Origin of the sequence: Deinococcus radiophilus (assembly GCF_020889625.1) — a bacterium.
In the GTDB taxonomy this organism is placed as follows: Bacteria; Deinococcota; Deinococci; order Deinococcales; family Deinococcaceae; genus Deinococcus; species Deinococcus radiophilus.
The window spans coordinates 1,075,224-1,101,682 of record NZ_CP086380.1 but is presented as its reverse complement, the minus strand read 5'-3'; the positions used below and the strand labels follow the sequence as shown (position 1 = coordinate 1,101,682).

The following is a 26,459-nucleotide window of genomic DNA, read 5'->3' as shown; positions in this document are numbered from 1 at the left end:
CCAGAACTTCACCTAGGAGCTGCACTGAAACGCTAAAAAGTGGAACTGCTTACATAGCCGTCTCCGGTTGGGAAGGCGGGCTGACTGGGCGGCGGCCATTCCACCACACCACCAGCGGGGCCACGATGTAGATCGAGGAATACGTTCCGACGATGATCCCGAGCAGCAGCAGCAAGCTAAAGTCGCGCAGCACCGGGCCGCCCCAGATCAGCAAGGCGATGAGTGGCAGCATGGTGCTCAGAGAAGTCATCAAGGTGCGCGACAGCGTCTGGTTGATCGAGGCGTTCACGATGTCGGCGTAAGAAGTGCCGCGCATGGTCCGCAGGTTCTCGCGGATACGGTCCGAGATGATGATCGAGTCGTTCAGCGAGTAGCCGATGAGGGTCAGGATCGCGGCCACCGTAGAAATGTTGAACTCCAGGCCCATCAGCGCGTAGATGCCCACGGCAATCGCCACGTCGTGGATGGTCGCCAGGATGGATCCGACGCCCATCACCAGGTCAAAGCGGAACCACACATAGATCAGGATGCCGCTCAGGCCCAGCAGCATGGCATAGATGGTGTTGCGGGTTAGCTCCGCACCCACGGTGGGCCCGACGGTTTCACTCCCCTGCACCTCGCCGCCCAGGCTCCCGAGTTGCTGGCCTACGGCGCTGGTCTGGGCCGCCGTCAGCTCCGGCACCTTGATGGAGTACTGGCTGCCGGTGATGTCCGGCACGATTTCCTGCTGGATCACGGTGTTTTGGGGGTTGATCTGCGGCGCGCCAGCGGCCACCACCTGCTCACGGATGCTCTCGGGGGTCACGTCGTCGGCAAAGCGGGCCGTGATGGTCGTGCCGGAGGTAAAGTCCACCCCGTAGTTGAGGCCCTGAGTGGCGATGTAGCCGATGCCGCCCAGCGCCAGCAGGGTGCTCAGGCCAGTAATCATGGCCGCAGGCTTCAGGAAGTTGATGCGCGGCTCAGCGAACCACTGTGGTGCGCTGAGGTGAGGAAAGCGGCTGCTCAACCACTGCATCAGCCACTTGGCGAAAATCAGGTTGGAAATGGTCATGGCGACCGTACCGGCAATCACCGTCACCGCGAAGCCGCGCACCGGGCCGTTAGAAAACTGGTACAGCGCGAAGGCGCTGATTAGGTGGGTGGCGTTTACGTCCAGAATGGTCAGGGTGGAGTGCTCATAGGCTTTGGCGACGGCCTGACGAGGGCCTTTACCCCGGCGCAGTTCTTCCTTGAAGCGCTCGAAAGAAATCACGTTGCCGTCCACGGCAGCGCCGATAGTCAGCACCAGACCGGCAATACCTGGCAGGGTCAGTGTGGACCCAAACCCGCCCAGCAGGCCCATCAGCAGCGCGGCCGAGAAGATCAGACCCAGTGCGCCGACCAGGCCCAGCCAGAAGCCGTAATACACGAACAGCAGGACAAACACAGCCGCCAGGCCGATCAAGCCAGCTTTCATACCGTTGTCAATGGCATCCGCGCCCAGGCTGGGACCGATAGAGCGCTCAGCGGCAGTCTGAACCCCAATCGGCAGCGAACCGCTTTCGAGGACCAGGGCCAGGTTACCCGCTCTCGCGGCGTCAAAGTCGCCCGTGATCTGTACGTCGCGGAACAGCTGACTCTGGATGGTAGGGGCCGACATGATCTGGTCGTCCAGCACGATCGCCATCTGCTTGCCAATGTTGCGTCCCGTGAATTCACCAAACTGTTTGGCACCTTCTTCGGTGTTGGTAAAGGCCACCACCCAGCGCCCTGAAGTGGGGTCGGTGGTGGCGCGGGCATCGGCAATCACTTCGCCAGTGGCCTCCGCCGGGCCGAGGTCGTCCAGCGTATAACCCTGGGTGTTCGGCTCAGCGGCGGCCAGGTCCGAATCCACGGTGGCATCCGGCTTCACGATCCGGAATTCCAGGCGGGCGGTCTGCCCGATCACGTCGCGGACCTGCTGCTGGATTTCGGGGGTGGCCCCGGGGGCTTCCACGATCACGCGGTCGTTGCTGCTGACCGTGACGGTCGGCTCGGCCACGCCAAGGGCGTTCACACGGTTTTCCACGATGGTCTTGACCCGGTCCAGGTCGTCGCGGGTGTAATTGTCGGTGGTCGGTTCCAGCTCGATGCGCAGACCACCGCGCAGGTCCAGGCCCAGGGTCACGGCCTGAAAGTCTTTGTTGTATAGCTGGGTGGGCGTGTCGGGGTGCTGCCAGGGGCGCCAGATAAAGGCCAGCGCCGTGATAAAGGTCAGCAGCAGCAGCAGGCCGGTCCAGATGTTGGGGCGCCCGCTGGGAGGGGCGGCACGGCGCGTGCGGCGCTGGCGCTGATTGGGGTTGTTGAACGTCAAAAGCGGATTCTCCTTGAAATGAGGTCAGTAGATGAGGACGGACAAGTCATGCCTGAGCGTGGCCAGCCCGTACCGCTAGCCTCCTTCAAGTTGGCGCTTGCCCCAGTACAGGTGGGCTGCCGGAGCGGGAATTCGGCCCAGGTGTAACGTGGCCCAGCCCAGTTTTGGTTGCGGTGTGGTCCAGTCGGGGCGCTGCGGCGGCAGGTCCGGCCAGGGCTGGGGCGTTTGCTCGCCCTGCCAGGCCCGCTCGCGGCCCGTGAGGCGCGGCCAGTCCCGGTCCGCTGAGGCCTGGGCCTGTGGGCTGGGAGCGTCTGGCAGGCGGGTTTGCTCGGCCGCCGTGCCGCCGCGCTCACCGCCGAGTTGCACCAGTGGCCCGCCCAGCATGACAGCCAGCGTGACCAGCCAGGGCAGGCCCAGCGCACCCAGCCGCGCCGCGCCGACCTCCTGGAGCAGGGCGGTCCGCAGGCGGCTGAGCAGTGGCGGCAAAGGATTGGACATGGTGGTCTAGGCGGGGCGGCCCTACAGGGCAGAATATTTCCGGCTTTGCCCAAGCTAGCAGACCGCAGGGAAAGCGGGCGGTCAGGCCCCGGTGAGTGCCACAGTAAAGGTATGGTCCGATCCGAATCTGATCTGCCGGGCAGCGAGCGGAACTGCCCCACTTGCCTGAGTATTCTGCTGCGCGAGTCCAGCTTTGACCCCTGGGAGAGTGTGGAGGGTGCCTACCAGCGCACCCTCTCCTGCGGCGTGGACACGCCAGGGCACGCGCTGGCCCTAACCCGGCTGGCGCATATTCAAAGCACCAAGCGGGAGTACTGGGCCACCATTGCCGGAGTGCGGGGGCTGCCTGTGACGCCGACAAGGCAACTGCGCGATCTGCTGACCTGGGAACTGGACACCCTGAGCCGCCTCAGCGTGGAGCAGCTGGATCATCCCCTGACCCACGCTGGCCGGAGCTTCAGCGTGGGAGCGCCGCTGCCTTCGCTGCGCCGATTATGGAACAATAGGGGCAGCCCCGAGTTGGTTACACTCTTTTGAACTGAGTTCAATCTTTGGCCCAAGCCGCCCACGGCGCGGCGCGTCCCCGTTGACCTGACCTTGCCCTATCCCGCACCGGAGGTTCTTTCCCTTGCTGCCCGATCTACATAAAATCCTATTCGCCCTGTACGCCCTGATCACCGGAACTTTCCTGGCCTGGGGCTTTTACCGACTGTATCTGCGCAACCTGCGCGGCACAGCAGCCACTGAACCGCGCTTCGACAACCTGCCGGGGCGGATCGGTTACGCCATCACGACCTCGCTGACCCAGGAGCGGGTGTTCCGTAAGCGCCCGGTCATCGGGGTGCTGCACTCGATGGTGTTCTACGGGTTCGTGTATTACCTGCTGGTCAACGTGGTGGACCTGCTCGAAGGCTTTTTCCCGTTTGCGATTCACTCGGACAATCCCTTTGGCATCGCCTACAACCTGCTGGCCGATCTGCTCAGTGCCGCCGTGATTCTGGGCGTGATCGGGCTGATGGTGCGGCGCTTTTTCACGCAGGGCAAGCGTGACTTCAAATTCAACGAAAAGACGTTACTGCACGACTGGGTGGGGTCCGGGTACATCCGGCGCGACTCGATTATCGTGGCCAGCTTTATCATTTTCCATGTCGGCAGCCGGATGATCGCCCAGAGCAGCAAGATGGCGATGGAAGGTGGCGACCCCTGGCAGCCTTTCGCTACCGGACTGGGCAACCTTCTCTTCGGAGGTCTGAGCCATGCCGCGCAGATGAACTGGTGGGTGTTGGGCTTCTGGGGCGCGCTGGGCAGCATCCTCGCGTTCATGATCTATTTCCCGTACTCCAAGCACTTTCACTTTGTGGGAGCGCCGCTGAACTATGCCCTCAAGCGCCCGGTGGGCAGCGGGGTACTGCCGCCGATGCCGGGGCTGGAAGAGGCGATGGAAGCCGAGGAACCCAAGCTGGGCGTGGAAAAACTCGAAGACCTCGAATGGCCTAGATTGCTGGACGCCTACGCCTGTATCCAGTGCAACCGCTGCCAGGATGTCTGCCCGGCCAACGCCACCGGCAAGGCCCTCAGCCCCGCCGCGCTGGAAATCAACAAGCGCATGGAGCTGAACGCGATTGGCGCGCACGCCAGCCCCTTTACCCTCAAGAAAGCCGCTTTCGAGGACGGGGCCGCTACCGCCCGCCCGCTGCTGGAATACGCGATCAGCGAAGAAGCGGTGTGGGGCTGCACCACCTGCGGGGCCTGCATGCAGGTCTGCCCGGTGCAGGACGAGCAGATGCTGGACATCGTGGACATTCGCCGCAACCTGGTGATGGTGCAGGGCGAGTTCCCGCCGCAGCTGCAAACCGCCTTCCGGGGCATGGAACGCGCCAGCAACCCCTGGGGCATCTCGCGCGACAAGCGCATGGAGTGGGCCGAGGGTCTGCGCGTGCCGACCACCGACGAGAACCCCGAACCCGACGTGCTGTACTGGGTGGGATGCGCCGCGAGCTACGACCCCGGCGCCCAGAAGGTGGCCCGCTCCTTCGTGCAGCTGCTGGACAAGGCGGGCGTGAACTACGCCGTGCTGGGCAAAAAGGAAGCCTGCACCGGCGACAGCGCCCGCCGCGCCGGCAACGAGTTCCTGTACCTGCAACTGGCCCAGGAGAACGTGGAAACCCTGAACACGGTCCGTCCCAAGCTGATCGTGGCGACCTGCCCACACTGCATGAACATGATCGGGCAGGAGTACAAACAGATCGGCGGCGACTATCAGGTGATCCACCACACCGAGTATCTCCAGAACTTAGTGGACGCTGGAAGTTTGCCGATGGCGCAGTTGGGCGATTCGGTCACCTACCACGACCCCTGCTACCTGGGCCGCCACAACGGTGTGTACGACGCGCCGCGCTCCCTGATTACCCGCATGGCCGGGCAGGTGCTGGAACTGGAACGTACCCGCGAGCAGAGCTTCTGCTGTGGCGCAGGTGGTGCACAGTTCTGGAAAGAAGAAGAGGACGGGACCGAACGCGTCAGCGACAACCGCTTCAAGGAAATCCAGGCCCGCCTGGACGCCGCCAAGGAGGGCAAGGTGCTGGCGGTGGGTTGCCCCTTCTGCAAGTCCATGATGCAGAGCACCCCCGCCAAGGCGCAGGCCGAGGACATCGTGGTCAAGGACGTGGCCGAGCTGATGCTGGAAAGCGTGCAGCGCGCCCAGGGTGAGTGGGTCGAACCCGAAGTTCCAGTGGCTCCTGAAGGCCAGGCCGAAGCGCCCAACACCCACCTCCCTGAAGCCGAGGGAGAAGTGCGCAACGTGCTCGGTGAGGAAGAAGTCACCGCTGTCACCACTGCCGAAGTGGAGAATGCCCAACCAGAACCGATGCCAGCAGTGCAAACCCCCGCCGCCGAGCCGGTGAAGCGTCAGAGCTGGGCTCCCGGCGCCGCTCCTGTCAAAGACGACATGGTTCCAGCGGCCAATGAGCGACCAGCCTGGTCGCCCGTTGCCACTCCGCAGGCTCCGGCCAGCAGTGACCGTCCGGCCTGGACTCCGGGGGCGGCACCGCCTGCTCCAACCCCACACCCCAGCCGTGATGATGTGCAGCCCGCAGGCATTCGCCCTGCCTGGACCCCTGGCGCAGTCCCAGCCCAGCCCGCTCAGGAGGAGGTCAGCACCCAGGCTCCAACACCGTCCAGCAGTGCGGCCCGTCCAAGCTGGCAGCCCAGCGCGGCTCCAGCGGCCCGTAGTGCGGACGATGTCATTGCGGCTGCCCGTCCCGCGTGGACGCCAGGTGCGGCTCCCCAACCAGCGGCCAGCGATGATGCAGCAGACACACCTTCAGCAGTTGCGAGTGCGTCTACAGAACGTCCCGTGTGGAACCCTGGTGCTCCTGCAGCCGCTCCGGCAGGTCAAGCGGAGAGTGCTCCGGTAGACACTGCTCCCTCGGCCAGCCGTCCAGCCTGGAATCCTGGTGCTGCCTCGACTGCTCCGGCCCAACCTGCGGCAGATGATGTGGCTCCCGCTGCCTCCGGTGCTCGCCCCAGCTGGAACCCGGCTGCGACGCCTCGCCCGGCCAGTCAGGACAACGTGAGTACAGAGGCCCCAGTAGTGCTGGATGACCGCGCAGCCGGACCCAGCACCGCAGCGGAAGCCCCGTCACAGGCTGCCCGCCCAACCTGGAAACCACAGGCGGCTGGAGGATCAGAACAGGTGCCGACCCCAGCTGCTCCCGAAACCCAGAGCAGTGAACGTCCCAAATGGACGCCTGGCGCGCCTACAGCCTCTCCGGTCCAGACGGCTCAGCCGGCACAAACTGAAGCTGACACCGTGCTGAAGAGCCTGGCCCCAGCGCATCCCGCCCAGTCCGATACCGATGACACGAGCACTGAGACAGGGGCCACCGGGCGGCCCAAGTGGAAACCGAGTCAGAGCTGAGCGGCAGCTGACCGGATACGTTGTCCCCCCCTCCCCGGAGCGGGGGGATTTTTATGGTTCGCAGTTCACTGGCTTGTCCCGTGCGCGAGTCCCAAATTTGGCTTACACTTCATCCTGCGCTAATCTGTTCGGAATGTCACAGCTTTTCCCCAGGCGACGTCCCACCGGGCGGGGACACCTATGCCGCTGAACTGGCCTTCCAAGGCTGGGCCAGTGCTGCTGTCTGCTGGATTGGCGCTGTGCGGTGCCTGGGTGCTGGGCCGTCCAGCGCAGTCTGAGCCAAGTCAAGACACCGTGGCCCAAGTTGCCCCGCCGCAACCGGAGGCTCCTGCACTGGCCGAAATGCAGGTCAGCGATACGGCAGCTCCCGGCTGCCTGGACGCTGCCCCGCCGGTCGCCAAAGCTCCTCAGCCGCCTTACGCTCTCTCCGGTCGTCTGGGCCTCTGGGTGGCCGAAATAGACCCCAATACGCTCCAGGTTCTGCGGGCGGTGGGCACCAACCCCGACAGCGTTTTTCCACTGGCCAGTACCTACAAACAGGCGGTGCTCTGGGCGGTCCTGCGTGAATTCGATGCGGGCCGTCTCTCGCCCGAGGAGCGCTTTGACGTTACCGAAGAGAACCAGAGTCTGGGCGACTTCCCCTATGACGGGTCCAACACGCGTGCCCTGACCGAGCGGATGATTCGCTACTCCGACAACACCGCTACGGATATCTTGCACCGCCGGGTGGGTCTGGACACCGTACAGGCCCTGGCGGATGACCTGCACCTCTGCCATACCCGGATCATGCTGCCGACCAAGGATTGGTGGGTGATGCAGGCGGGGCTCAGCGACACCTACCTGGCCAAACCGGATTGGTGGCAGCGCCCAGACCGCTCAGAGCTGGCGCAGGCCATTGACGCCGAGGCGCAGAAGTACAACGTCTACGAGCTGACGGCCAGCACCAACGAGTATTTTGAAGGGGTTCACCAGCCGGAAGACGAGCTGGGCAGCCACAATGTCAGCACGCCCTACGAGTTCTCCACGCTGCTGGCGCAGCAATATCTCCGCTCGGGGCTCAGCGAGCGTGCCCAGCGCTGGCAAGATGAAGTGGCCCGCACCGGACATGGCCGCGCATCACTCAAGGCTGGACAGGTAGACAACATCGAAACCTTTTACGGCAAGGGTGGCAACGGCTGGCGGCTGCTGACCTACACCGGCTATTTCAAGACCAAAGACGGGCGGCATGTGGTGTACAGCTTTATGCAGCATGGCTCGGACGAGTGGTACACCATGCCCAATACCCACCGCGCCTTCGCCTGGATCAACGCGGCAGTGGACGAGGTGATCGGTGAACAAAAGCAGCGACCCAAGCCACAGCCCGTGCCTGCCAAGCAACCCAGTGACAAGAATGATGAAACTCCTGGCACGCCCGTCAGCCCGCCGGAGTCTGAAGCTGAGGCACAGGCCCCTTCCTGAAAGCAGTGTGGGGACCTGTGGCAGCAAGTAAAAGTATCTGAGTGCTTCGGTGCGCTGCCCAAGGGCAGGCGCCGCCGTGTGCTAGTTGCGCTCTTTGTTCTTTTTCGGGTCCAGCCGGGGGCCGCGCTCGTCCAGCAAGATGTTTACATCGTTGCCCAGTGATCCCGGCTCCTGCGCGGAGATCGGGCGGTCTAACTGGGCCGTCTGACCCCCATAATCCAGTCCGACACCGGCAGAGTCTGCTGAAGGGTGATAACTCACGCGCTGTTTTTCGCCGGGCCGCAGTGGGCCAAAGCGGAGTGTTTCTCCGCCCAGTTGGACGCCCAGCGGCTCGGTGACGCTCTGGCCGGTGTTGGTCACGCTGACCACTGGGGACCGCACACTCTCGGCGCAGCCCCACAGCGCCGGGGCCAGGGCAAGCAGCGCCCATGTCCTCAGTGTCCCCAAAGACCTCATTCTTGCGGTTGGGGCGGTGTCTGTGCCCGCGCCAACTCGGCAATCACGGCTTGGTCCAGCAGCTCTCTAGCCTCAGCATAGGGCGCTTCGACAGTGGCCCCGGCTGCCGGGACATGTCCGCCGCCACCCAGCGCCACGGCAATGTTTTGGGCGCTGACTCCGCCACGCGAGCGCAGCGAGAACTTCACCTTGTCTCCAAAGTCTTTGATCAGCACGGCCAGTTTGCCGCCTTCTGCATTACGCAGCATGTTGACATAAGGGTCCACGTCTTCCCAGTTGCCCCCGGCCCGCTCCAGCATGGCCTCATTCACGCGGGCCAGCACCACCTGACCGTCATGCTGAAATTCCATGCTGTTCAGCACTTCGCGCAGCAGGGTGTAATAGGTGGGCGGATTTTGCAGGCGCTGCTCGTTCAGCCAGTTCAGGCGCGCCCCCGCTTCCAGCAGACGGGCCGCCGTGCGTAGGGTCTGCGGCGTGGTGTTCGAGAACTGAAACGATCCGGTATCGGTGATCATACCCAGCAAGAGCGGCGTGGCCAGTGCCTCGGTGAGTGGCACATTCAGGGCGTCCAGCACGTCTACCAGCATCATGGCAGTGGCAGGCTGCGAAGGGTCTACCAGCAGGGCGTCGGCGCGGCGCAGGTTGGTGCCGTGGTGGTCGATGTTCACCACCGGGCCGCTGAACGCTGCCATGTCGGCCCCACCCACCCGGCTGAAATCGTTGTTGTCCACGTCCAGCACGGCGGCCAGTGCGCCTTCTGGCCACGTCTCTAAAGGGCCTTCCAGTTCGCCGTCTTCGGGTAGGAACTGCAGGTAACGTGGCAAAGGCATGGGTGCATACACTTCACGGCCCAGCTCACGCAGGGCGCGGGTCAGGCCCAGGACACTGCCCACGGCGTCGCCGTCCGGATTCTCATGGGCCAGCACCACGGTGGGGCCGTCATGGGCCAGCAGGGCCTGTGCCACGGCGCTTACCTGCGCGGGATAGTCGTCCAGGCCGCTGTTGATCGTCTGAGTCATATGCGGGCAGTATAGAGAGCCTGAGGGGTGAGCGGGGTAGCGCCAAGCCCTCATGTCGGACCGCTACACTGGGCGACATGCCAAGCCTGAACCTTTCGCCGGGCCGCCGGATGCCCGCTGCGCTGGCGCTGGGACTGCTCCCTGCCGCGCTGCTGGTCGCGTGCGGCGAGACGACTTCTGGGGGGCGCGTGTACCGTGATCCCCTCACCTTCGGCCAGACCACTTTGCCGGTGGCCTATCAGGGCGAAACCTACGAGCAGGCCCTGGACCTGCGCGGTGGCACCGGGCCTTACGGTCTGCGGGTCGTCAGCGGTGAGCTGCCTGAAGGTCTTAGGGTCAGCAGTCAGCGTCTGAGCGGCACGCCCACCGAGAAAGGCAACTACACCTTCACGCTGGAGGCCACCGACGCCAACCTGAGCAGCAAGGTGCAGCAGTACACGCTGAATGTCGGGGACCTGCCGCCGCTCAAGATCACGCCTGAATTGCCACGGACAGAGATTCGCGGAGCCACCCGGATTCCGCTGAATATCGCTGCGCCCCGCACGGCCCGTGCGGCCCGGGTGACCTGGGAACTCCCAGCTGGGGCCAGTGTGACCCAGGTGCAGGGCGGACCTTCCAGCGGTCTGGTGGTCTGGAAGCAGACCGGTCAGCTGCTCACTGTAGATCTGGGCTTCCGCCAGGTGCCTACCCGTGACGAGCGGGTGGCGCTGATTCACCTCACGCCGAGTACCCCCATGACCCTGAGCGCTCAGAAGTTCAGTTTCCGGGTGCTGGACGGCCAGGGCAAAGACCTGACCCCGCAGGCCACCCCGGCCACTCCTGCGGCCCAGCCGCAGCAGGGTGGGGCCGGGCAGACGGCTCCCGCCGGTTTTCCTGCGCCGCCCGCTTCCCAGACCCGTGCCCCGGATGACGCCGAAGCGGCTGCCAATGCCCCAGTGTCGGGCGATCCCGTCCCCGGCGAGGCTGCACCCACCATCCCTTTCCCGCGCCCGACCAATCCCGGCTGGCCTACTCCTCCGGCGGTGACGCCATGACCCGCGCCCGCAGCTGGCTGGCGGCACTGGCCCTCGCGGTCGGCAGCCTTGGTGGGGCACAGGCTGTGGTGGCCCCAGTGCTGACGCTCAATCAGCAGGCCAGCCGTGCCGAGGTGATTGTGCGCGGGGTACTGGGCGCTCCCCAAACTGGTGAAGACGGCCAGACGTCGTGGCGGGTCTACCCACTGACCATTACCGAAACGGTGGTGGGTGATGTGTCCGACCTGCCCCAGCAGGGCAGTCAGACTGTGCTGTACGTCTGGGCTGATGCGCGCGATCTGCCCGAGTGGCGCACTGGGCAGGACGCCTTTTTCCTGCTCTATACAGGCCGGATGGACAGTCCGCTGGTCGGCTACAACCAGGGCTATTATCCGGTGGTGGGTGGCCGCGTGACCCTGCCTGAGTCCGCCCCAATTGGAACGTCTGGTGCGGCTGCTTCGGCTGCGGGGTTCCTGCCTGTCGCCCAGCCCCCAGTTGCTGAATTGACCACGCCGCCTGCCGACCTGGACGCGGCTACAGGAGCTGAGCGCCCAGCGCCCGCCCTGCCCGGTGACCCTGAGATTGCTCCACCGCCCGCCGACGACGCTCCAGACGCACCGCCTGTGCCGCCTGCCGAGGGCGGTCCTACCTTGCCGCCGGGTCTACCCAGCACAGCGCCGCAGGACACGCTCCCCGCTTCCAACACTCCGCCCGCCGCGTCACCGGCCCAGGCCGTGACGCCGGCCTCTCCCCAGGACCGTCAGGTCAGTGTGGATGAGTTCCGCGCTCTGCTTCTGGCCGCCCGTGGGGGTACACCATGACACGGGTGATGCTCTTGGGTGCGGCTGCGCTGATGATGCTGGGGTCGGCCAGTGCGGCTGACCTGCGGCTGCGTCCCCAGGGTCAGGCGCTCACTCAGGCGGTGCAGCAGGCTTTGGCCGGGCTCTCTACTGCCAACCTGCCCCTACGGCTGGTCACCGATGGCGGCCCGGTCATGACGGTCGACAGTGACAGTGGCGTGCCGTTCAACCCGGACGTGGTGGCCCGCACTGTGGGCCAGGGGGCCCAGCGCCGGATCGAGATCAACCCGAACGGACCTTTGCCGCTGAATGCCGCCGTCCAGCAGGCGCTGGCCCAGGAGTTCCAGCTGGAAGCCTGGACTCCCGAAGCGGCCCGGCTGCGCTTTAGTGGCGCGGACTTGAATGCGGACGGCACCGTGGACCTGACAGACCTGGCCCTCCTGATGAATAACCTGGGGGGCACTGGGCGTGGTGATCTGAACGGAGACAGCATGGTGGACATGGCCGATGTGGAGCTGTTTTCCAAGCAGTACCGTCTCCCGTAAGGCGTAGCTTCACGCAAATGGATTAGGTCGGGCGCTCAAGTTGTGGCCCGACTTGATTTTTGATGTATCCCTAAAGCTGGACCTGGGATGACCTCCAGTCAGGTTCCACCTGCAGTCCATCACTTACACTGGCGGACATGAACAAACGGAATTGGCTGGCGAGTTGCCGGACCGTGTCTGCGCTGCTGGGTGCGTTGCTGGCATCACTGGGACCAGCAGCAAGTGCACAGGTGGGAACAGCTTCAGCCGTTGCCCCAGCGGCTCAGGCCGCGACCTTACCCAGCTCCGCCCTCAGTCGCCTGGCCATCGAACTGAGCCGTGTGGTGTCTGGCCGACTGACCCGCTGCCCCGCTTCCCTGCAAGTGGCTCCCGAGGCCGTCTGCTTGGTTCTGCGCGGTGAAACGGCGGATCTACAGACCCGCTTGCTCTCCCAGGTGGGTCAACGGGCGAATGGTCCCTGGCAGACTGCCGGATCACTTTCCCGCCTGGCGCTCACGCTGGACGGCCAGGCGGCAGGCTTGCAGCTGCTGGACCTGGGTGGGGGAGACCAGTTGCTGACCCTCAGTCCCACCTGGCTTGAAATGCCCTCAGCCGCCCGCGACGGTCACCTTTATGTCACACCCGCCGATCTGCTTGGACTGGTCCGCATCGAGCGCTTGGCTGATGGGGGCCACCGCTTGACCCCCAGCCGGGGGGAGACCGCGCTGGTGCGGGCGGGGGGCCGGGACTGGTCGCAGGGCCGCCGCTCTGGCACCTTGGCTGCGGCGCTGCTCCAAGAGGGGAGTCAGCTCCTGATCCCTGCCGAACTGCTGCGTGAAATGGGCTGTGTCCTGACTCCCACTGACGGCGCACTGACGGTGACCTGCGGGCGCACCAGCGTTGGCGTGACGCCTCAGCGGCGCGGGGCGGCTCAGCCCTAGCCAGCCAGATAGGAAGGCTGGATGAGGTCTGTGTTCAGCCACCCTTTAGGCTGACTTGTGCCCACCTTTGGACTGAAACTTGCCGCCCTGGGGGTACGTAATAGTAGGTACAAGGAGGATTTACCATGAGCATCTTTGACCGACTGAGCCGACTGATCCGTGCCAATGTAAACGACATGATTTCGCAGGCCGAGGATCCCGGCCTGATTATTGAACAGAGCCTGCGGGACATGCGCGCCGCCTATACCGACGCCCGCCGCGAAGTGGCCGAAGCCATGAGCCAGAGCACCAAGCTGGACCGTGAAGCCAAGACCAACGACACGCTGGCCGAGGAGTACAACAGGAAGGCCGAAGAAGCCCTGCGCGGCGGCAACGAGGAACTGGCGCGTGAAGCCCTGCGCCGTTCGCAGAACCACAGGGACCTCTCGGCTGGTTTCCGTGAGCAGGCCGACAGCCAGACCGCGGTGGTGGATAAGCTCAAGACCCAGCTGCGCGCCCTGGAAGCCAAGATCGACGAGATGGAGTCCAAGAAGAGCCTGCTGGCCGCTCGTCAGAAGACCGCTCAGGCTGGCGCGACCCTGGAGCGCATGAGTGGCTTCGATCAGGCGGGCGGAGCCATGGAAGCTTTCGAAGATATGGAGCGCCGTGTGCAAGGCATGGAAGACCAGAACCAGGCCATGACCGAACTGCGTACCGAAAATGACATTGACGCGCAACTGGCCAATCTGGGCCGTGACCGCGAGCTGGATGAAGCCATGGAAGCACTGAAGCGTAAAGTGGGTCAGGGCGGCGAAGGCCAGCAGGGCTGATCGCCTTTCCTAAGCGCCAAATTCTTAAAGACACGGTCCTCCACGGGCGGTGTCTTTTTTCAATCCTGGCCTGCCTACAGTCGCCGACTCATCTGACGCGCTGTGGTGACGCGCTGTGGGCGGCCCTCTAGAAGTCATCCGGAACATGGGTGTGAGGTCCGAGCCAGTCTATGTCCACTTGTTCTGCTCGCATACAGCCCACGGAGGTACGCCCACCTCCGCGTTTTTCCGAGGTAGCCTCGATAAGCCCCGACTGACCTGTCTGCACGGTTGGCGGGCGCAGAATGTTTTACGCTAGGGCTTATGAAGCTTGCCCCCTGTGTTGTCGGCCTGTTGCTGGGCGGTGTCCTGGCGTCGTGCGCCCCTGCCCAGACTGCGCCTGTTCCTGAGCTGCGTGCGCAGCCCAACATCAGCAGTGTGTCCTTTTATCCCTCTCAGCCTGGGCTGACCTGGACCTATCTGCCGCAGGGTGAAGCGATTGACCGCACTCCCTATGTGTTGCGGGCACTGGGGCCGACCATTTTCAAGGGTCAGACCGTCAGTGGCTTCGCCATGACCGGGCGCGGCGCGGAGCAGACCTGGTTTCGCCAGATTGACGCGTCGGGTGTGAAGTTGCTGGGCTTTACCAAACCTGGCGTGCTGGTCAACCTGGAACCGGCCTGGCAGGAGTTGCCGCCCTCCGGGCAGCTGCGGGTCGGTGCAGCGTGGCAGGGCAGCACCCAGGTCACGGTGATGGACTCGGCGCGCAATACGGTGGTGGGGCAGGGAACCTTGCAGTACCGCTACGACGTGCAGGACCGCCGCCAGATCACGACCCCGGCAGGTCAGTACGATGTCTTCGTGGTGACCCGCCGCGTCACGGATGACCTGGGCGGTCTCTTTCCGGCCGTGCAGCAGATGTATTTCGCCCCCTATATTGGCGAGGTAAGGACTTATGAGGACCTGCTGCTGGCCGGACAGAACTACTCGCGCCCGGCGTCCACAGAACCCGCTCCTGCTGGGACGCGTCCATGATGTCTGAGAGCATGACTCCTTTACTGGACGGAATTCATAGCCCTGATGACCTCAAGAAACTTTCCCGCAGCCAGCTGCCGCAACTGAGTGCCGAACTGCGTGAGGAAATCGTGCGGGTCTGCTCGGTAGGCGGGCTGCACCTCGCCAGCAGTCTGGGAGCCACCGACCTGATTGTGGCGCTGCACTATGTCCTGAACAGCCCGCGTGACCGGATTCTCTTTGATGTGGGGCATCAAGCCTATGCCCACAAGATCCTGACCGGGCGGCGCTCGCAGATGCCGACCATCAAGCAAGAAGGCGGCCTGAGCGGCTTTACCAAGGTTACCGAGAGCGAACACGACGCCATCACGGTAGGTCACGCCTCCACCAGTCTCGCCAACGCGCTGGGTATGGCCCTGGCCCGCGATGCCCGCGGCGAGGATTACGAGGTGGCCGCTGTGATTGGAGACGGAGCGCTCACCGGCGGCATGGCCCTGGCCGCGCTGAACACCATCGGCGACCTGAACACTCGGATGCTGATCGTGCTGAACGACAACGAAATGAGCATCTCCGAGAATGTAGGCGGCATCAACCGCTTTATGCGGGGGCTGCAGGTGCATCCGCTGATCCGCGAGGGCGAGGATGTGGGCCGCAAAGCGGTCAAAGCGGTCAGCAAGCCACTCGCTGAAATCGTCAGCCGTGCCAAGCACTCCACCCGGCATTTCTTCGATCCGGCCAGCATCAACCCTTTTGCAGCGATGGGCGTACGTTACGTGGGGCCGGTGGACGGCCACAACGTCACCGAACTGGTCTGGCTGATGGAGAACTTGCAGGAGCTAGATGGCCCAACCATCTTGCATGTGGTGACGCGTAAGGGCAAGGGCCTCAGCTACGCCGAGGACGACCCCATCGCCTGGCACGGCCCAGCCAAGTTTGATCCTGCCACCGGAGAATTCACGCCCAGCAACGCCTACAGCTGGAGCAGTGCTTTTGGTGACGCCGTGACCGAGTGGGCCGCCGAGGGCCCGGACGTGTACGTGATTACGCCGGCCATGCGCGAAGGCAGTGGCCTGGTGCGGTACAGCCAGACCCATCCGCAGCGCTATCTGGACGTGGGGATTGCCGAGGATGTGGCCGTCACCACCGCCGCCGGCATGGCCCTACGCGGCATGAAACCCATTGTGGCGATCTATTCCACTTTTTTGCAGCGGGCCTACGATCAGGTGCTACACGACGTAGCCATCGAAAACCTGAACGTCATCTTCGCGATTGACCGGGGCGGCATCGTGGGGGCGGATGGGGCGACCCATAACGGCGTGTTTGACCTGAGTTTTCTGCGGTCCATTCCGAACGTGCAGGTGGCCCTGCCGCGTGATACCCGCGAGCTGCGGGCTATGCTGAAAGGTGCTGCGCGGGTGGGTGGCCCGGTAGCGATCCGCTACCCACGGGGCAACACCGATCAGGTCGAAAGTGGGGTGTGGCCGGACATCGAGTGGGGGACCTGGGAGCGCCTGAAAACGGGCGACGATGTGGTGATTCTGGCCACCGGAAAGCCGCTGGAAGCTGCACTGGCCGCCGCCGAGGGACGTAGCGGAGTCGGCGTGGTGAACGCCCGCTTTGTCAAACCGCTGGACGAATTCATGCTGCGTCAGATTGCCACTTCGGCCCGCGTGATCGTGACTGCCGAGGACAACACGGTGGTAGGCGGCTTCGGCAGTGCGGTGCTGGAGGCGCTGAACCGACTGGGCCTGAGTGTGCCCGTGCGGATGATCGGCATTCCCGACCAGTTCCAGGAGCATGCCAAGCCTGAAAGTGTTTATGCCCGCGCCGGGTTGGATGCGGCAGGTATCGGGCAGCTTCTGGATGAACTGGGCATGGCGGCGGGAAACAACGTGAAGGAGCCAACCCCGTAGCTTCTGATGCAGGGTGGACCTTCCTTCGGGCCTCAGGCCTGGGGAGGGTTTAAACTTGCGTTGCTCAGCAGGGTAGAGGAATCTCTCCGAACCCCGGACAGTCCCAACCGAGCGGTCAGGTGTCCGGCCCGTGGGTGCTAGACTCGGCGGCATGACGGTTCCCGCAGCGCCTCAGGCCCCGCAGCAGCAGGCACCTCACCCCCAGGCGAAAATCATTCTCTTTCTGACTATTTTCATCGCCATGCTGGGTCTGAGCGTGCTGTTCCCCATTATCGCCCCCCTCAGCCGTGAGCTGGGCCTGACCGAGATTCAGGCCGGCTGGCTGGCCACCTCCTATTCGCTGATGCAGCTGATCTTCTCGCCGATCTGGGGGGCACGCTCAGAGCGCATAGGCCGTAAGCCGGTACTGATCATGGGTCTGGTCGGGTTCGCACTGTCGTTCGGCCTGTTCGGGTACATTGCCCACCTGGGTATGCAGGGCGTGCTCGGTGGCACCCTGTTGTTTGCGCTGCTGATCGGATCACGCCTGATTGGCGGCATGCTCTCCAGTGCCACCTTGCCTACCGCACAGGCCATGATGGCCGACCTGAGCAGCGAATCCGAGCGGGCCGGGGCCATGGGCCTGATCGGCGCAGCCTTCGGGCTGGGTGTGGTCTTCGGTCCGGCGCTGGGCGGTTTACTGGCAACGTTCGGACTGGTGGCTCCAGTGCTGTTCAGTGCCGCCCTAGGGCTGCTGACAGCCGTGGCCGGATACTTCATGCTGCACGAGACGCGTCGGCCAGCCGATCAGGCCTCCCCTAAAGGCACGGGCGCACGGAGTCAAACGCTGCTGAAGAAAAGTGGTGTGATGACGTTCCTGATTCTCAGCGCGGTGTACACCTTGGCCAGCGTCAGCATGGAGCAGACCGTGGCTTTCTTGGTGGGCGACCGTATGCAACTGAGTCCGCGCGACACCGCTCAGACAGTAGGCATCATGCTGGGCGTCTTCGGGTTGGTGTCGGCGGCGATTCAGGGTGGAGCCATGCGCCGCCTGGGCAAGACCGTGCCGCTCTCCCGCTTGATTCCGGTGGGGACGGTCATCATGGCCCTGGGTATGTTGCTGTTGCCGCAAGCGGGCAATTTCTGGCCCTTCACGCTGGCCCTGGTGGTCATTGGGATCGGCACGGCCATTCTCGGCCCTAGCCTCACCACGGCCCTTTCGCTGAGTGTGGGGCCGGACGATCAGGGGGCCGTGGCTGGGCTGAATTCCAGCGCCCTGGCCCTGGGCCGCATGGTGGGGCCGCTGCTGGGCACGGCGATGTATCAGCAGATTTCGCACGGAGCTCCTTATTACTTTGCTGGAGGCCTATTGTTCGCTTTGCTGGCCTATATGCTGCTGTTCCGACCACCAGTACCCAATAATGTGGTTTCGGCCGGGGTGGCCCATTAACGCGCCGGTGGTGGCCAGTCCGGCCCGTGCGTTGGCGGTGCGTACGCTGCACAAAGTGCTGAGCGGTGATAGCTACGCCGCGACAGCTCTGGACCGGGCCCTGTCCTCCGAGAAATTGGCGGGCCGTGATGCAGGACTGGCGACCCACATCGTGTATGGTACGCTGCGTTACCTGCCAGCACTGCGGCTGGCGCTGGAACCCCTGCTACGCGGCAAAACGGCTCCCAAGGCGCAGGCCTTGCTGCTGGCCGGGGCCTTCGAAAAACTGTATCTGGAAACGCCAGATCACGCCGTGGTCAGTGAGTATGTGACGTTGGCCCGCTCCATGCGCTTTGCCCCGCCTGGGTTGGTCAACGCGGTCCTGCGCCGGGTACAACGGCCGCAAGGAAACAGTCCCGAAGCCCGCTACGCCCTGCCTGACTGGCTGGCTGAGCAGCTGCGGGCGGTCTATGGCGACGAGGCAGAAGCTGTAATGGCCGATCTGCTCATGCCGCAGCCGCTCTGGCTCAAGGTCTGGGATAAGGGCGCAGACCTGCTCGAAACTGAGGGGAGTGTGATTGAAGGGGCGCGTGCCGGGGTGGACCGGGTAGCCCTGGACCGCCCGCTGCGCCACACCCGCGCCTATCAGGAAGGCCAGGCCCAGCCGGTCAACCCGTCCAGTGTGGCAGTCCTCTCGGCACTGGGGCCGCTGAAAGGTCAGAAGATTTACGACCTGGCCGGTGGTGCCGGGGTCAAGGCCGCGCTGATGGCCAAAGCTGGGGCAAAAGTGACCAGCGCCGAGCTCCACGCCCACAAGCATGAATCGGCCAGAACCAACCTCAGGCGGCTGGGGGTCAGGGCCGAGCTGATCACCCATGATTTGACCCAGCCGCTGGACCGCGAACCACGCCCGCTGGTGCTGCTAGATGCTCCCTGCAGCGGGAGTGGCACCCTGCGGGCCCATCCGGAAATCAAGCAGCGTCTGACCCCAGGGGCCGTGACCGAGCTGGCCGAGTTGCAAGCCAAGCTGTTGGATAATGCTGCAGGGCTGGTCGCACCGGGTGGCCTGCTGGTCTATTCGGTCTGTTCGGTGTTTCCGCAGGAGGGGCCAGATCGGGTGTCAGCGTTCTTGGCCGCCCATCCAGAGTTCAGCGCCGAGCCGCTCCCGGACCTGGGCTTGCCAGTGGTGGAAGCTGGAGCTGGGGCCTACACTGTGCCACTGGACGGCCTGGATGGCTTTTACATCGCCCGCTTGCGGCGTACATGATTCAGCCTCCGGCGATATACACCGTGACCGATCCTGGCTTTCGCTTGGCGGGTGAACAGGAGGTGTTGACCCTGGTCAGCCTGAGCTGGGAGACGCAGATAGACCGCTTCTTGCTCCCCGGTTCAGCGCTGCCCCCTGAATTTTTTGACCTGTCCAGTGGACTGGTGGGAGTGCTCACCCAGAAGTTGAGCAACTACCGCCTGCGGGTGGCTGCCGTACACCCGGATCAGCCTGCCTGGTCCTCACCTTTCCAGGACTTTGCTGCTGAATCGCGCCGCGGGCGGACCTTCGGCCTGTTTGCTGACACAGCGTCCGCTGAGACTTGGCTCCTGGGCTAACGGTTCAGGGAGGGTAGATGTCTTTGCTGGGGAGCTGGTGCCGTCTGGGCCATAAAGGTTATAGCTGCAGGCCACAAGCAGCCCGCACAGATGGCTGCTCATGCTGCGGCCGATGCATTGGGGGCATGGTGAAATCACGCCTGCGAGGTCAAGGTTCTGCGGGGCACTTGGGCTCTTGAAATAAAAAATCCCCGACCCGCTAAGAGGGTCAGGGCATCTTTGCCTTTGCCGCAGGCATTTTGTGGAGGGTTATTCCACGTCCAGCGCGGCATCCAGAGCCACTTCAATCATCTGGTTGAAGGTCTGCTGGCGCTCCTCGGCGGTGGTTTCTTCCTTGCTGATCAGGTGGTCGCTGACGGTCATGATACCCAGGGCCTTCACGCCGTACTTGGCCGCCAGGGTGTAGAGGCCTGCCGCTTCCATTTCCACGGCCAGTACGCCGAACCGCGCCCAGCGCTCGTACTCTTTGGGATCATCGGTGTAGAACGTATCAGAGCTGAGGATGTTGCCCACGTGGGTGGTAAAGCCGCGCTCGGTGGCGATCTGGTAGGCGCGCATCAACAAGCTGAAGTCGGCAATCGGGGCAAAGTTGGCGGTGCCGAAGCGCAGGTTGTTGATGTTGGAATCGGTGCAGGCAGCCTGGGCCAGCACCAGGTCACGGATGTGTACGCCTTCTTGGTAACTGCCACAACTGCCCACGCGAATCAGCTTCTTGCAGCCGTAGAACTCAATCAATTCGTTGATGTAGATCATGGCGCTGGGAATACCCATGCCGGTGCCCTGCACACTGACCTTTTTTCCCTTGTAGGTTCCGGTAAAGCCCAGCATTCCGCGCACAGTGTTGTGCTGCACGGGGTTTTCCAGAAAGGTTTCGGCGATGAACTGCGCGCGGAGGGGATCACCCGGCAGTAGGACGGTTTCGGCAATCTGGCCTTTTTCGGCACTCAAGTGAACGCTCATAGCCCCAGGGTAGCAGAGGCCTGGCAGTGGGTAGACCTACAGATGAAGGCCAAAAAAATGCCCCACGGTGGGGGCACTTGATTCTGAAAAGATGCTTAGGCCTGAGCTTCGGCGGCTTTCAGCTTGTTGATGGCCTTGGCCAGACGGCTCTTTTTGCGGGCAGCAGCGTTCTTGTGCAGGGTAGAGCCTTTGGCGGCCTTGTCAATCAGGCTCTCGGCTTTCTGCTGCAACTGCTGGGCGTCGGCGCTGCCTTCTTGAACAGCAGCCACGGCCTTCTTGCTGAAGGTCTTGATGGTGCTCTTTTTGGAGCGGTTGCGCACACGGCGCTTCAGGCTTTGGCGGTGACGTTTCTGGGCGGAGGGGTGACGGAGTGCCATGGTGTTCTCTCTTTCTCCCGCGTGGATTGCGGGGCGGTCTCCAGGTCAAGTGCCGGGTAGGTCACCTGTGGAAACACGAACGCCGAGCGTGCTTGGTCTGCGGCGCGGAGCAGCGAAAACCCTTTTGGCTTCGGCTGCGCTGTTCCACCCCATGAGGGATAGACAACCTGAAAATTGTAGCGCCCAGGCCCGGCCTACGCAAGCCTCCCGCGCTAAGCTAAGGCATGACCGAGCCAGGCCCCGCCCCCTTAACTCCGGAGCATCCCGACTGGGATCAGGCGCGTGAAAAGCTGCTGGCCTACGCTTTTGCAGCCCTGTCGCGCCGGGCGCTGACCGAGGCGGAGTTGAGGCAGCGCTTAGAACGCCGCAGCGATCAGGAAATGCTGATTCAGCATGTGTTGGAACGGGTGCGCGAGTTGGGCTATCAGAATGACGCGGCGGTGGCGGAAAGCGAAGGGCGCCGGCGGGGAGTGGGGGAGTACCGAATTCGCCAGAAGCTCAAGCAGCGCGGGTTGGACGAAGAACTGATCCAGGAGACGCTGGAGGCGCGTGACCCGGAAGCCGAGGAGCAGGATGCCCGCGAGGGGCTGGCGCGGCGCTTAGGCGGCTTTGCCCGCAAGAAGAATCCGAAAGGCAGCGCCTACGCCTGGCTGACCCGGCGCGGCTACAGCAGTGATCTGATTCGCCGCTTGCTGGATGAGGTGGCCGATCAGTTGCCGGAACCGCAGCGGCCCCAGCGGGCGTCATCCCTGCGGCAATCCTCGTTCGGGCGAAGTGGTTGGGGGCGCAAAGACAGGGAGGGGTGAGGCGCAGTGCCGACTTGACCCCACCCGCTCCAGCGCCTTAGACTCAGACTCGGCCTTCGAGGCGTAGCGCAGCCTGGTAGCGCACTTCGTTCGGGACGAAGGGGTCGGAGGTTCGAATCCTCTCGCCTCGACCAGAGTCAGCCCCCACCTCCGCTGAGGGTGGGGGCTTTGCCATGGGCGGGTCAGCTCAGTTTGACGTCGTGCTCGCTGAGCAGCAGCACCGTTTCGCGGCCAAAGGGCCAGAGGCTGACGTGTGCGGCGTCCTTCGCCTCGCGGGCGAATTCCGGCAGCAGTGGCCAGCGGGTCTTCGGCGCAGCGTTCCACGCTGGAGCGCTGTAGGGGAGACCGGCCAGTTCCTTGGCACGTTCTATGGCCGTGTGCAGGTCGCCCAGCTCATCGACCAAACCGCGTTCCAGGGCGTCCGCGCCGCTCCAGATGCGGCCCCGGCCCAGGTCATCTACCTGCTCGTGGCTCAGGTTCCTTCCCTGCGCCACCCGGTCCACGAAGCGTTCATAGATCCCAGCGATCATTTTCTTGACCTGCTCGCGCTGACGGTCAGTGAAAGGATGGCTGGACAGGTACATCAGCGCTTCCTCGCGGCCCAGCTGCTCGGGGTTCAGACCGTGGCGGCGGTTGAATTCTTCGGTGACGGGACGACCTGCCACCACCCCGATGCTGCCCGTCACGGTATATGGGCTGGCCATCACCCAGTCGGCCGCAGCCAGTACGTAATATCCGCCCGACGCAGCCATATTGCCCATCACGGCCACCACTGGTTTCTTGCTGGTCAGCACCTCGCGCCAGATCAGGTCCGAAGCCAGCGCCGAGCCACCCCCAGAGTTCACGTACAGCACGATGGCTTTGGTCGTCTCGTCTTCCTTGGCGTGGCGCAGCGCCGCGATGACCGTATCCGACCCGGCGCTGGGACCGCCTGTGAACGGCAGCGGCAGGGGATTGTTCTTGCTGGTCCCGGTCACGATGTTGCCTTCCAGGGTGACCACCGCCACCCGGCCGGCTTTGCGCGGCGCAGGCGTGGGGAGCAAATCCAACACGGCGCTCAGCGGCTGGGTGGCGGGACCGATCAGTTCATCCTCGTAGGCCACTTTGGTCAGGATGCCGGCCTGGAAGGCTTCGTGAGCGTCGGTCAGGCCGCCTTCAATCCAGCCGCGCACCTGCGCCTCATCCTGACCGAGTGACTCGGCCACGTCGTGCACCCAGGCGTTTTCGCAGGCGTCCAAATAGGCCTGGAGCTGCTCGCGGTTGGCGTCGTCCATGTGATTTTCGCTAAGGGTCGTGAGCGCTGACTTGTACTCGCGAACGCGGAGGTTTTCGAAGCCGATGCCGTTTTTCTTCAGGAAATCCCCCAGGTACAGCTGCTCCAGCCCGAACCCGTGCAGGCCCACTTCTGCCGAGTCGGGAGCCACCAACTCACCCGCGCCGCTGGCGGCCAGCAGGCTGGTCATGCTGAGCTGTGGCAAGTAGGCCACCACCCGCTTTTTCTCGCCCAGGCGCGCCAGCATGTCACGGATAGACCGCGCCGCCGTGGCCGAAACCCTCAGATCGCTGAAGCGGAAAAGCACTCCGTGCAGCCAGTCCACTTCGGCCAGGATGTCCAGGCGCTGCTGAAGGGCTTCAAGGGTTTCGTCGCGCCTCAGCAAGGCCCGCAGCGGTTGCTGGGGCTGCCGCGCCGGGTAGTCGCCACGCAGGTCAATGACCACCCAGGTAGGGCGGCTCACCCCCTTGGGAAGATCACTGGAGCGGGGTAAAAAGGGAATATTGATGCTCATGGTTCAGGGTACGTGCCCAGAGTGAGGAAAGTTCCTGAACGGACTTTAGAGAAAGCTTTATGGCAGATGAAACTCTGCGGCCATGAGCTCAGATGAGAACATGCCACCGACAGTTTACAGGCGGCTTTGCTGTGTTGGACGCGGTTGCCCTGCTCATTTTGAAGGAGAAGTTCGAATTCCTATGTAAGAAATCAGTCAGCTGCATCATCAGATTGTAACTTTACTCATGTTTCGGAGTGGCACCTTGAATGGGTTCCGAAGACTTTGCCACTTCGGCTGGTCAACGGCCAGTCTGTCTCTGGTACGGCTTTCTATCTTCACGCCCGCATTCAATGAGAGGTAAGAACATGACCAAGCTTAATCAACTGACCGCCCTGACCCTGCTGACCGCCGCTGTGCTGATCGGCCCTGCCGCTGCTCAGACCGCCGCTCCTGTGACCGAGCCGGTGCCCGTGTCCGCGCCCATGGGGGAAGTCAGCGAAGACACCATGGACACCACAGCCACCGAAACGGTGGAACTGGAGAGCACCGAGACCAGCACTGCTCCAGGCAGCACGAATATGAGCACCACCATGTCCACGACGGCTGTAAGCACCACAGCTGCTCCTGCCAAGTTGCCAGAGTCCGCCTTGGCCGTCCGTCAGATTCTGGCCCGCCTGGGTCTGCTGAGTGGTCCCACGCCTGCGACCACCGCAGTGCTGACCGATGTGACCATTCCTGCCAGCCTGCAATCGCGCCTGCCCGGCGCCACCTGGACGCCAGCCGGCGGCCTGATGGTCAACGGGGTAGCGGTGTCCAGCTCGGCGGCAGTCAGCACGGACGGCATGGCTCCCGTGACCCCCTCCAGCATGGAAATGACTCCGGATATGTCCACTTCCAGCATGGACATGACGACGCCAGTCACCACCGAGCCCATGGTGACCCCTCCCAAGGATACCGCCACTCCTGCTCCTACCGACACCAGCATGACCCAGCCCATGGTCACGGAACCTGCCATGACGGAACCCGCAGTTGCTGAACCAACCGTGACCCCTCCGGTGGATATGACGGCTCCTGCTCCCACCACCGAGGCGCCTGCGCCGACGCCAGCTGCCACTCCTACCACTGACGCTCCGGCAACCGATACTGCCGAATTGGCCGAAGGCGACACCATCCTGAGCGCCCTGGAAGCCGAAGGACGTTTCGGTACTTTCCTGGAACTGGTGGAAATGGCCGACCTGCAAAGTGCCATCCTGGGTGACGATTACACCCTGCTGGTGCCCACCGATGCGGCCTTTGAAGCGCTGGACCCCGCCGTACTGGAAGCTGTCCGTGCTGACGCTGAGCTGGCTGGCTACATCCTGGGCTACCACGTGGTCCCCGGTCTCCATACCCCTGGCAGTGCTCCACTGACCAACGTATACAGCGAAACCCTGCCCGCCGACCTGAAGGTGAGCGGCGAAGCCATCTCCGCTGGTGGCAGCCAGGCCTTTGCCATTGATCAGGTCATCATTCCCACCGACCTGCAAGAGCAGAAATAAGCCTCTCTCGCCACTTCTACTCTCGCCTCTTCTACATAATGGCCCCCGAATGTGGGGGCCATTTTATTTTTGTGCGCTTTGTCCAAAGAGCGTGACCGCTTTAGGCGTCAGGGGTCCGGGCAGATGGTGGGAACGGCCAACGGTCTTGCAGTTCACGGAGTCCCTCGGCGCTGTCAATGTGCAGCTGCAGATGCGGAAAAGGAATCTCTATGCCGGCTGCCTGCAAGGCGGCCTTGGCCCGTTCACGAACCTGCATGGTGATGACCGGATAGGTGCTGATGTGATCCGGCGAGACCCAGAAGCGGATCAGGAGATCCACCGAACTGGCACTCAAATCGTGAACCAGAATCTGTATCGGGCGCTCGTGCAGGATGTCGGGCTGATTGCTGATGGCGTTCAGGAGTACGGCCCTGGCCCGCTCGACATCCGTCTTATAGGCCACGCCGACCACCAGGCTGACCCGCAGGGGCCCACACTGCGACAGGTTGGTGACCACCGATCCGGCCAGCTCCTTGTTGGGGATGGAAATGTATTCGTTGTCGCGGGTACGGATGCGGGTGGTCCGCAGTGTCAGGCCCGTGACCTGGCCCTCACGGTCTGCAGTGCGAATCCAGTCCCCAATACGAAACGGGCGGTCCAGCAACATGGTGATGCCACTGATGAAGTTGGCGAGGATGTCCTGGGCGGCAAATCCGACCGCCAGACCCACGACCCCCAGGCCGCCCAGGATCGGCAGAAGATTGATACCGAACTGCGCGAAGATCATATAGATGCCCAGGGTGACCCACAGGATGCGGGCCACGTTGTTCAGCAGCAGGGTTAGGCTGGTATCCAGGTTCCAGCGGTTGGCCTGGCGGTCCAGGAAAAAGCGCAGTGCGCTCCACCCGGTCAACAGTAACAGGAACAGCAGATAGACCCGCAGCACCGGACCGGCATAGTTGGTGATGCCAGGCGTGACGGCCAGCACCGAGATGGTCGCCAGCATCAACAAGGTCAGCTTGAGGAGAATGTCCAGGAAATGCTGGACCATAGAGCGGCGCTCTGGATCCTGGAGCGTCCGCCGAGTCACGGCCAGCATCAAGCGGCGTGTCCCGGCATACAGCAGCCAGTACACCGCTGCGATCACCAGGGCAATCAGTAGCGCTGGGCCGTACAGTTCCAGACTCGCCAGCGCCAGTCGCCAATTCTCGGCCAGAACTCCGCGCAGGCCGTCCCAGCCCAGGAGGTATGACGTGTTGTTCCAGTCTGGTTCGGTGGTCACGAGTACCTGCATTATGGCCCGGATAGGACAGGGGGCTGGCCCAGCCTGCCGTAAGATGGG

General features: G+C 63.6%; 23 protein-coding genes and 1 tRNA gene. 16 read left to right on the top strand and 8 right to left on the bottom strand.

Annotation, left to right across the window (positions count from 1 at the left end):
- Positions 1-49: 49 nt before the first annotated feature.
- Positions 50-2,332 carry a protein translocase subunit SecD gene (gene secD / locus LMT64_RS05605; protein WP_126350839.1) on the bottom strand — a complete coding sequence of 761 codons (2,283 nt, stop codon included), beginning with the start codon at positions 2,330-2,332 and terminating at the stop codon, positions 50-52.
- Positions 2,333-2,407: 75 nt separating this feature from the next.
- Positions 2,408-2,830, bottom strand: a complete 423-nt coding sequence (locus LMT64_RS05600; protein ID WP_126350838.1) for a hypothetical protein — start codon at positions 2,828-2,830, stop codon at positions 2,408-2,410.
- A gap of 111 nt (positions 2,831-2,941) precedes the next feature.
- On the opposite strand from LMT64_RS05600, the gene LMT64_RS05595 reads away from it, so the two are divergent.
- From LMT64_RS05595 to LMT64_RS05585, 3 genes are all read left to right on the top strand, one after another.
- Entirely contained in the window at positions 2,942-3,367 is a 426-nt protein-coding gene (locus LMT64_RS05595) for a hypothetical protein (RefSeq protein ID WP_126350837.1), read from the top strand.
- 91 nt (positions 3,368-3,458) lie between these two features.
- The gene (locus tag LMT64_RS05590; RefSeq protein WP_126350836.1) at positions 3,459-6,749 is read left to right on the top strand and encodes a heterodisulfide reductase-related iron-sulfur binding cluster; all 3,291 of its coding nucleotides are present in this window, start codon (positions 3,459-3,461) and stop codon (positions 6,747-6,749) included.
- Between the two features lie 180 nt (positions 6,750-6,929).
- Complete coding sequence (locus tag LMT64_RS05585; RefSeq protein WP_126350835.1) at positions 6,930-8,207, top strand: serine hydrolase; 1,278 nt, start codon at positions 6,930-6,932, stop codon at positions 8,205-8,207.
- Between the two features lie 81 nt (positions 8,208-8,288).
- On the opposite strand, the gene LMT64_RS05580 is transcribed toward LMT64_RS05585, so the two are convergent.
- Both LMT64_RS05580 and LMT64_RS05575 read right to left on the bottom strand, forming a co-directional pair.
- The gene (locus LMT64_RS05580; RefSeq protein ID WP_126350834.1) at positions 8,289-8,654 is read right to left on the bottom strand and encodes a hypothetical protein; all 366 of its coding nucleotides are present in this window, start codon (positions 8,652-8,654) and stop codon (positions 8,289-8,291) included.
- Positions 8,655-8,659: 5 nt separating this feature from the next.
- Complete coding sequence (locus LMT64_RS05575) at positions 8,660-9,682, bottom strand: DHH family phosphoesterase (protein ID WP_126350833.1); 1,023 nt, start codon at positions 9,680-9,682, stop codon at positions 8,660-8,662.
- A 77-nt stretch (positions 9,683-9,759) separates the two neighbouring features.
- Between LMT64_RS05575 and LMT64_RS05570 the strand changes: the two genes are divergently transcribed.
- The 10 genes from LMT64_RS05570 (at position 9,760) to LMT64_RS05525 (ending at position 19,688) form a co-directional block, all read left to right on the top strand.
- Entirely contained in the window at positions 9,760-10,716 is a 957-nt protein-coding gene (locus LMT64_RS05570) for an Ig domain-containing protein (RefSeq protein WP_126350832.1), read from the top strand.
- Entirely contained in the window at positions 10,713-11,516 is an 804-nt protein-coding gene (locus LMT64_RS05565) for a hypothetical protein (protein WP_211334150.1), read from the top strand. Before LMT64_RS05570 ends, LMT64_RS05565 begins: the two co-directional genes overlap by 4 nt.
- Positions 11,513-12,040: a hypothetical protein gene (locus LMT64_RS05560; RefSeq protein ID WP_126350831.1), complete on the top strand. Its 528-nt coding sequence runs from the start codon at positions 11,513-11,515 to the stop codon at positions 12,038-12,040. The genes LMT64_RS05565 and LMT64_RS05560 overlap by 4 nt, the downstream gene beginning before the upstream one ends.
- A gap of 137 nt (positions 12,041-12,177) precedes the next feature.
- Positions 12,178-12,960 carry a hypothetical protein gene (locus LMT64_RS05555; protein WP_126350830.1) on the top strand — a complete coding sequence of 261 codons (783 nt, stop codon included), beginning with the start codon at positions 12,178-12,180 and terminating at the stop codon, positions 12,958-12,960.
- 125 nt (positions 12,961-13,085) lie between these two features.
- Complete coding sequence (locus LMT64_RS05550) at positions 13,086-13,769, top strand: PspA/IM30 family protein (protein ID WP_229253062.1); 684 nt, start codon at positions 13,086-13,088, stop codon at positions 13,767-13,769.
- A gap of 303 nt (positions 13,770-14,072) precedes the next feature.
- Positions 14,073-14,783, top strand: coding sequence for a hypothetical protein (locus LMT64_RS05545; RefSeq protein WP_126350828.1), 711 nt, complete (start codon positions 14,073-14,075; stop codon positions 14,781-14,783).
- Between the two features lie 11 nt (positions 14,784-14,794).
- Complete coding sequence (gene dxs, locus LMT64_RS05540) at positions 14,795-16,675, top strand: 1-deoxy-D-xylulose-5-phosphate synthase (RefSeq protein WP_407647830.1); 1,881 nt, start codon at positions 14,795-14,797, stop codon at positions 16,673-16,675.
- A 151-nt stretch (positions 16,676-16,826) separates the two neighbouring features.
- Positions 16,827-18,104: an MFS transporter gene (locus LMT64_RS05535; RefSeq protein WP_126350827.1), complete on the top strand. Its 1,278-nt coding sequence runs from the start codon at positions 16,827-16,829 to the stop codon at positions 18,102-18,104.
- The gene (locus LMT64_RS05530; RefSeq protein ID WP_126350826.1) at positions 18,076-19,350 is read left to right on the top strand and encodes a transcription antitermination factor NusB; all 1,275 of its coding nucleotides are present in this window, start codon (positions 18,076-18,078) and stop codon (positions 19,348-19,350) included. The genes LMT64_RS05535 and LMT64_RS05530 overlap by 29 nt, the downstream gene beginning before the upstream one ends.
- Positions 19,347-19,688, top strand: a complete 342-nt coding sequence (locus LMT64_RS05525) for a DUF4180 domain-containing protein (RefSeq protein ID WP_126350825.1) — start codon at positions 19,347-19,349, stop codon at positions 19,686-19,688. Before LMT64_RS05530 ends, LMT64_RS05525 begins: the two co-directional genes overlap by 4 nt.
- Positions 19,689-19,937: 249 nt before the next feature.
- On the opposite strand, the gene deoD is transcribed toward LMT64_RS05525, so the two are convergent.
- Both deoD and rpsT read right to left on the bottom strand, forming a co-directional pair.
- Positions 19,938-20,648 (bottom strand): purine-nucleoside phosphorylase, encoded by a 711-nt coding sequence (deoD, locus tag LMT64_RS05520; RefSeq protein ID WP_126350824.1) that lies wholly within the window; start codon positions 20,646-20,648, stop codon positions 19,938-19,940.
- 95 nt (positions 20,649-20,743) lie between these two features.
- Entirely contained in the window at positions 20,744-21,025 is a 282-nt protein-coding gene (gene rpsT, locus LMT64_RS05515) for a 30S ribosomal protein S20 (protein WP_126350823.1), read from the bottom strand.
- Between the two features lie 224 nt (positions 21,026-21,249).
- Here rpsT and LMT64_RS05510 point away from each other — a divergent pair, with 224 nt between their 5' ends.
- Complete coding sequence (locus tag LMT64_RS05510; RefSeq protein WP_126350822.1) at positions 21,250-21,831, top strand: RecX family transcriptional regulator; 582 nt, start codon at positions 21,250-21,252, stop codon at positions 21,829-21,831.
- 57 nt (positions 21,832-21,888) lie between these two features.
- Positions 21,889-21,965, top strand: a tRNA-Pro gene (locus LMT64_RS05505).
- A 48-nt stretch (positions 21,966-22,013) separates the two neighbouring features.
- On the opposite strand, the gene LMT64_RS05500 is transcribed toward LMT64_RS05505, so the two are convergent.
- Entirely contained in the window at positions 22,014-23,618 is a 1,605-nt protein-coding gene (locus LMT64_RS05500; protein WP_126350821.1) for a S49 family peptidase, read from the bottom strand.
- A gap of 347 nt (positions 23,619-23,965) precedes the next feature.
- Here LMT64_RS05500 and LMT64_RS05495 point away from each other — a divergent pair, with 347 nt between their 5' ends.
- A complete protein-coding gene (locus LMT64_RS05495; protein WP_170165881.1) occupies positions 23,966-25,138 on the top strand; it encodes a fasciclin domain-containing protein in 1,173 nt (390 codons plus the stop codon).
- Between the two features lie 100 nt (positions 25,139-25,238).
- Here LMT64_RS05495 and LMT64_RS05490 read toward each other — a convergent pair whose 3' ends face one another.
- Positions 25,239-26,399, bottom strand: a complete 1,161-nt coding sequence (locus LMT64_RS05490; protein ID WP_229253417.1) for a mechanosensitive ion channel family protein — start codon at positions 26,397-26,399, stop codon at positions 25,239-25,241.
- Positions 26,400-26,459 lie beyond the last annotated feature (60 nt).

What these genes read in the sequence shown, in the direction of transcription:
- LMT64_RS05600 (WP_126350838.1), bottom strand. Translation starts at nt 2,830, where the DNA reads ATGTCCAATCCTTTGCCGCCACTGCTCAGCCGCCTGCGGACCGCCCTG.
- LMT64_RS05595 (WP_126350837.1), top strand. Translation starts at nt 2,942, where the DNA reads ATGGTCCGATCCGAATCTGATCTGCCGGGCAGCGAGCGGAACTGCCCC.
- LMT64_RS05585 (WP_126350835.1), top strand. Translation starts at nt 6,930, where the DNA reads ATGCCGCTGAACTGGCCTTCCAAGGCTGGGCCAGTGCTGCTGTCTGCT.
- LMT64_RS05575 (WP_126350833.1), bottom strand. Translation starts at nt 9,682, where the DNA reads ATGACTCAGACGATCAACAGCGGCCTGGACGACTATCCCGCGCAGGTA.
- LMT64_RS05570 (WP_126350832.1), top strand. Translation starts at nt 9,760, where the DNA reads ATGCCAAGCCTGAACCTTTCGCCGGGCCGCCGGATGCCCGCTGCGCTG.
- LMT64_RS05565 (WP_211334150.1), top strand. Translation starts at nt 10,713, where the DNA reads ATGACCCGCGCCCGCAGCTGGCTGGCGGCACTGGCCCTCGCGGTCGGC.
- LMT64_RS05560 (WP_126350831.1), top strand. Translation starts at nt 11,513, where the DNA reads ATGACACGGGTGATGCTCTTGGGTGCGGCTGCGCTGATGATGCTGGGG.
- LMT64_RS05555 (WP_126350830.1), top strand. Translation starts at nt 12,178, where the DNA reads ATGAACAAACGGAATTGGCTGGCGAGTTGCCGGACCGTGTCTGCGCTG.
- LMT64_RS05550 (WP_229253062.1), top strand. Translation starts at nt 13,086, where the DNA reads ATGAGCATCTTTGACCGACTGAGCCGACTGATCCGTGCCAATGTAAAC.
- LMT64_RS05545 (WP_126350828.1), top strand. Translation starts at nt 14,073, where the DNA reads ATGAAGCTTGCCCCCTGTGTTGTCGGCCTGTTGCTGGGCGGTGTCCTG.
- dxs (WP_407647830.1), top strand. Translation starts at nt 14,795, where the DNA reads ATGACTCCTTTACTGGACGGAATTCATAGCCCTGATGACCTCAAGAAA.
- LMT64_RS05535 (WP_126350827.1), top strand. Translation starts at nt 16,827, where the DNA reads ATGACGGTTCCCGCAGCGCCTCAGGCCCCGCAGCAGCAGGCACCTCAC.
- LMT64_RS05530 (WP_126350826.1), top strand. Translation starts at nt 18,076, where the DNA reads ATGTGGTTTCGGCCGGGGTGGCCCATTAACGCGCCGGTGGTGGCCAGT.
- LMT64_RS05525 (WP_126350825.1), top strand. Translation starts at nt 19,347, where the DNA reads ATGATTCAGCCTCCGGCGATATACACCGTGACCGATCCTGGCTTTCGC.
- deoD (WP_126350824.1), bottom strand. Translation starts at nt 20,648, where the DNA reads ATGAGCGTTCACTTGAGTGCCGAAAAAGGCCAGATTGCCGAAACCGTC.
- rpsT (WP_126350823.1), bottom strand. Translation starts at nt 21,025, where the DNA reads ATGGCACTCCGTCACCCCTCCGCCCAGAAACGTCACCGCCAAAGCCTG.
- LMT64_RS05510 (WP_126350822.1), top strand. Translation starts at nt 21,250, where the DNA reads ATGACCGAGCCAGGCCCCGCCCCCTTAACTCCGGAGCATCCCGACTGG.
- LMT64_RS05500 (WP_126350821.1), bottom strand. Translation starts at nt 23,618, where the DNA reads ATGAGCATCAATATTCCCTTTTTACCCCGCTCCAGTGATCTTCCCAAG.
- LMT64_RS05495 (WP_170165881.1), top strand. Translation starts at nt 23,966, where the DNA reads ATGACCAAGCTTAATCAACTGACCGCCCTGACCCTGCTGACCGCCGCT.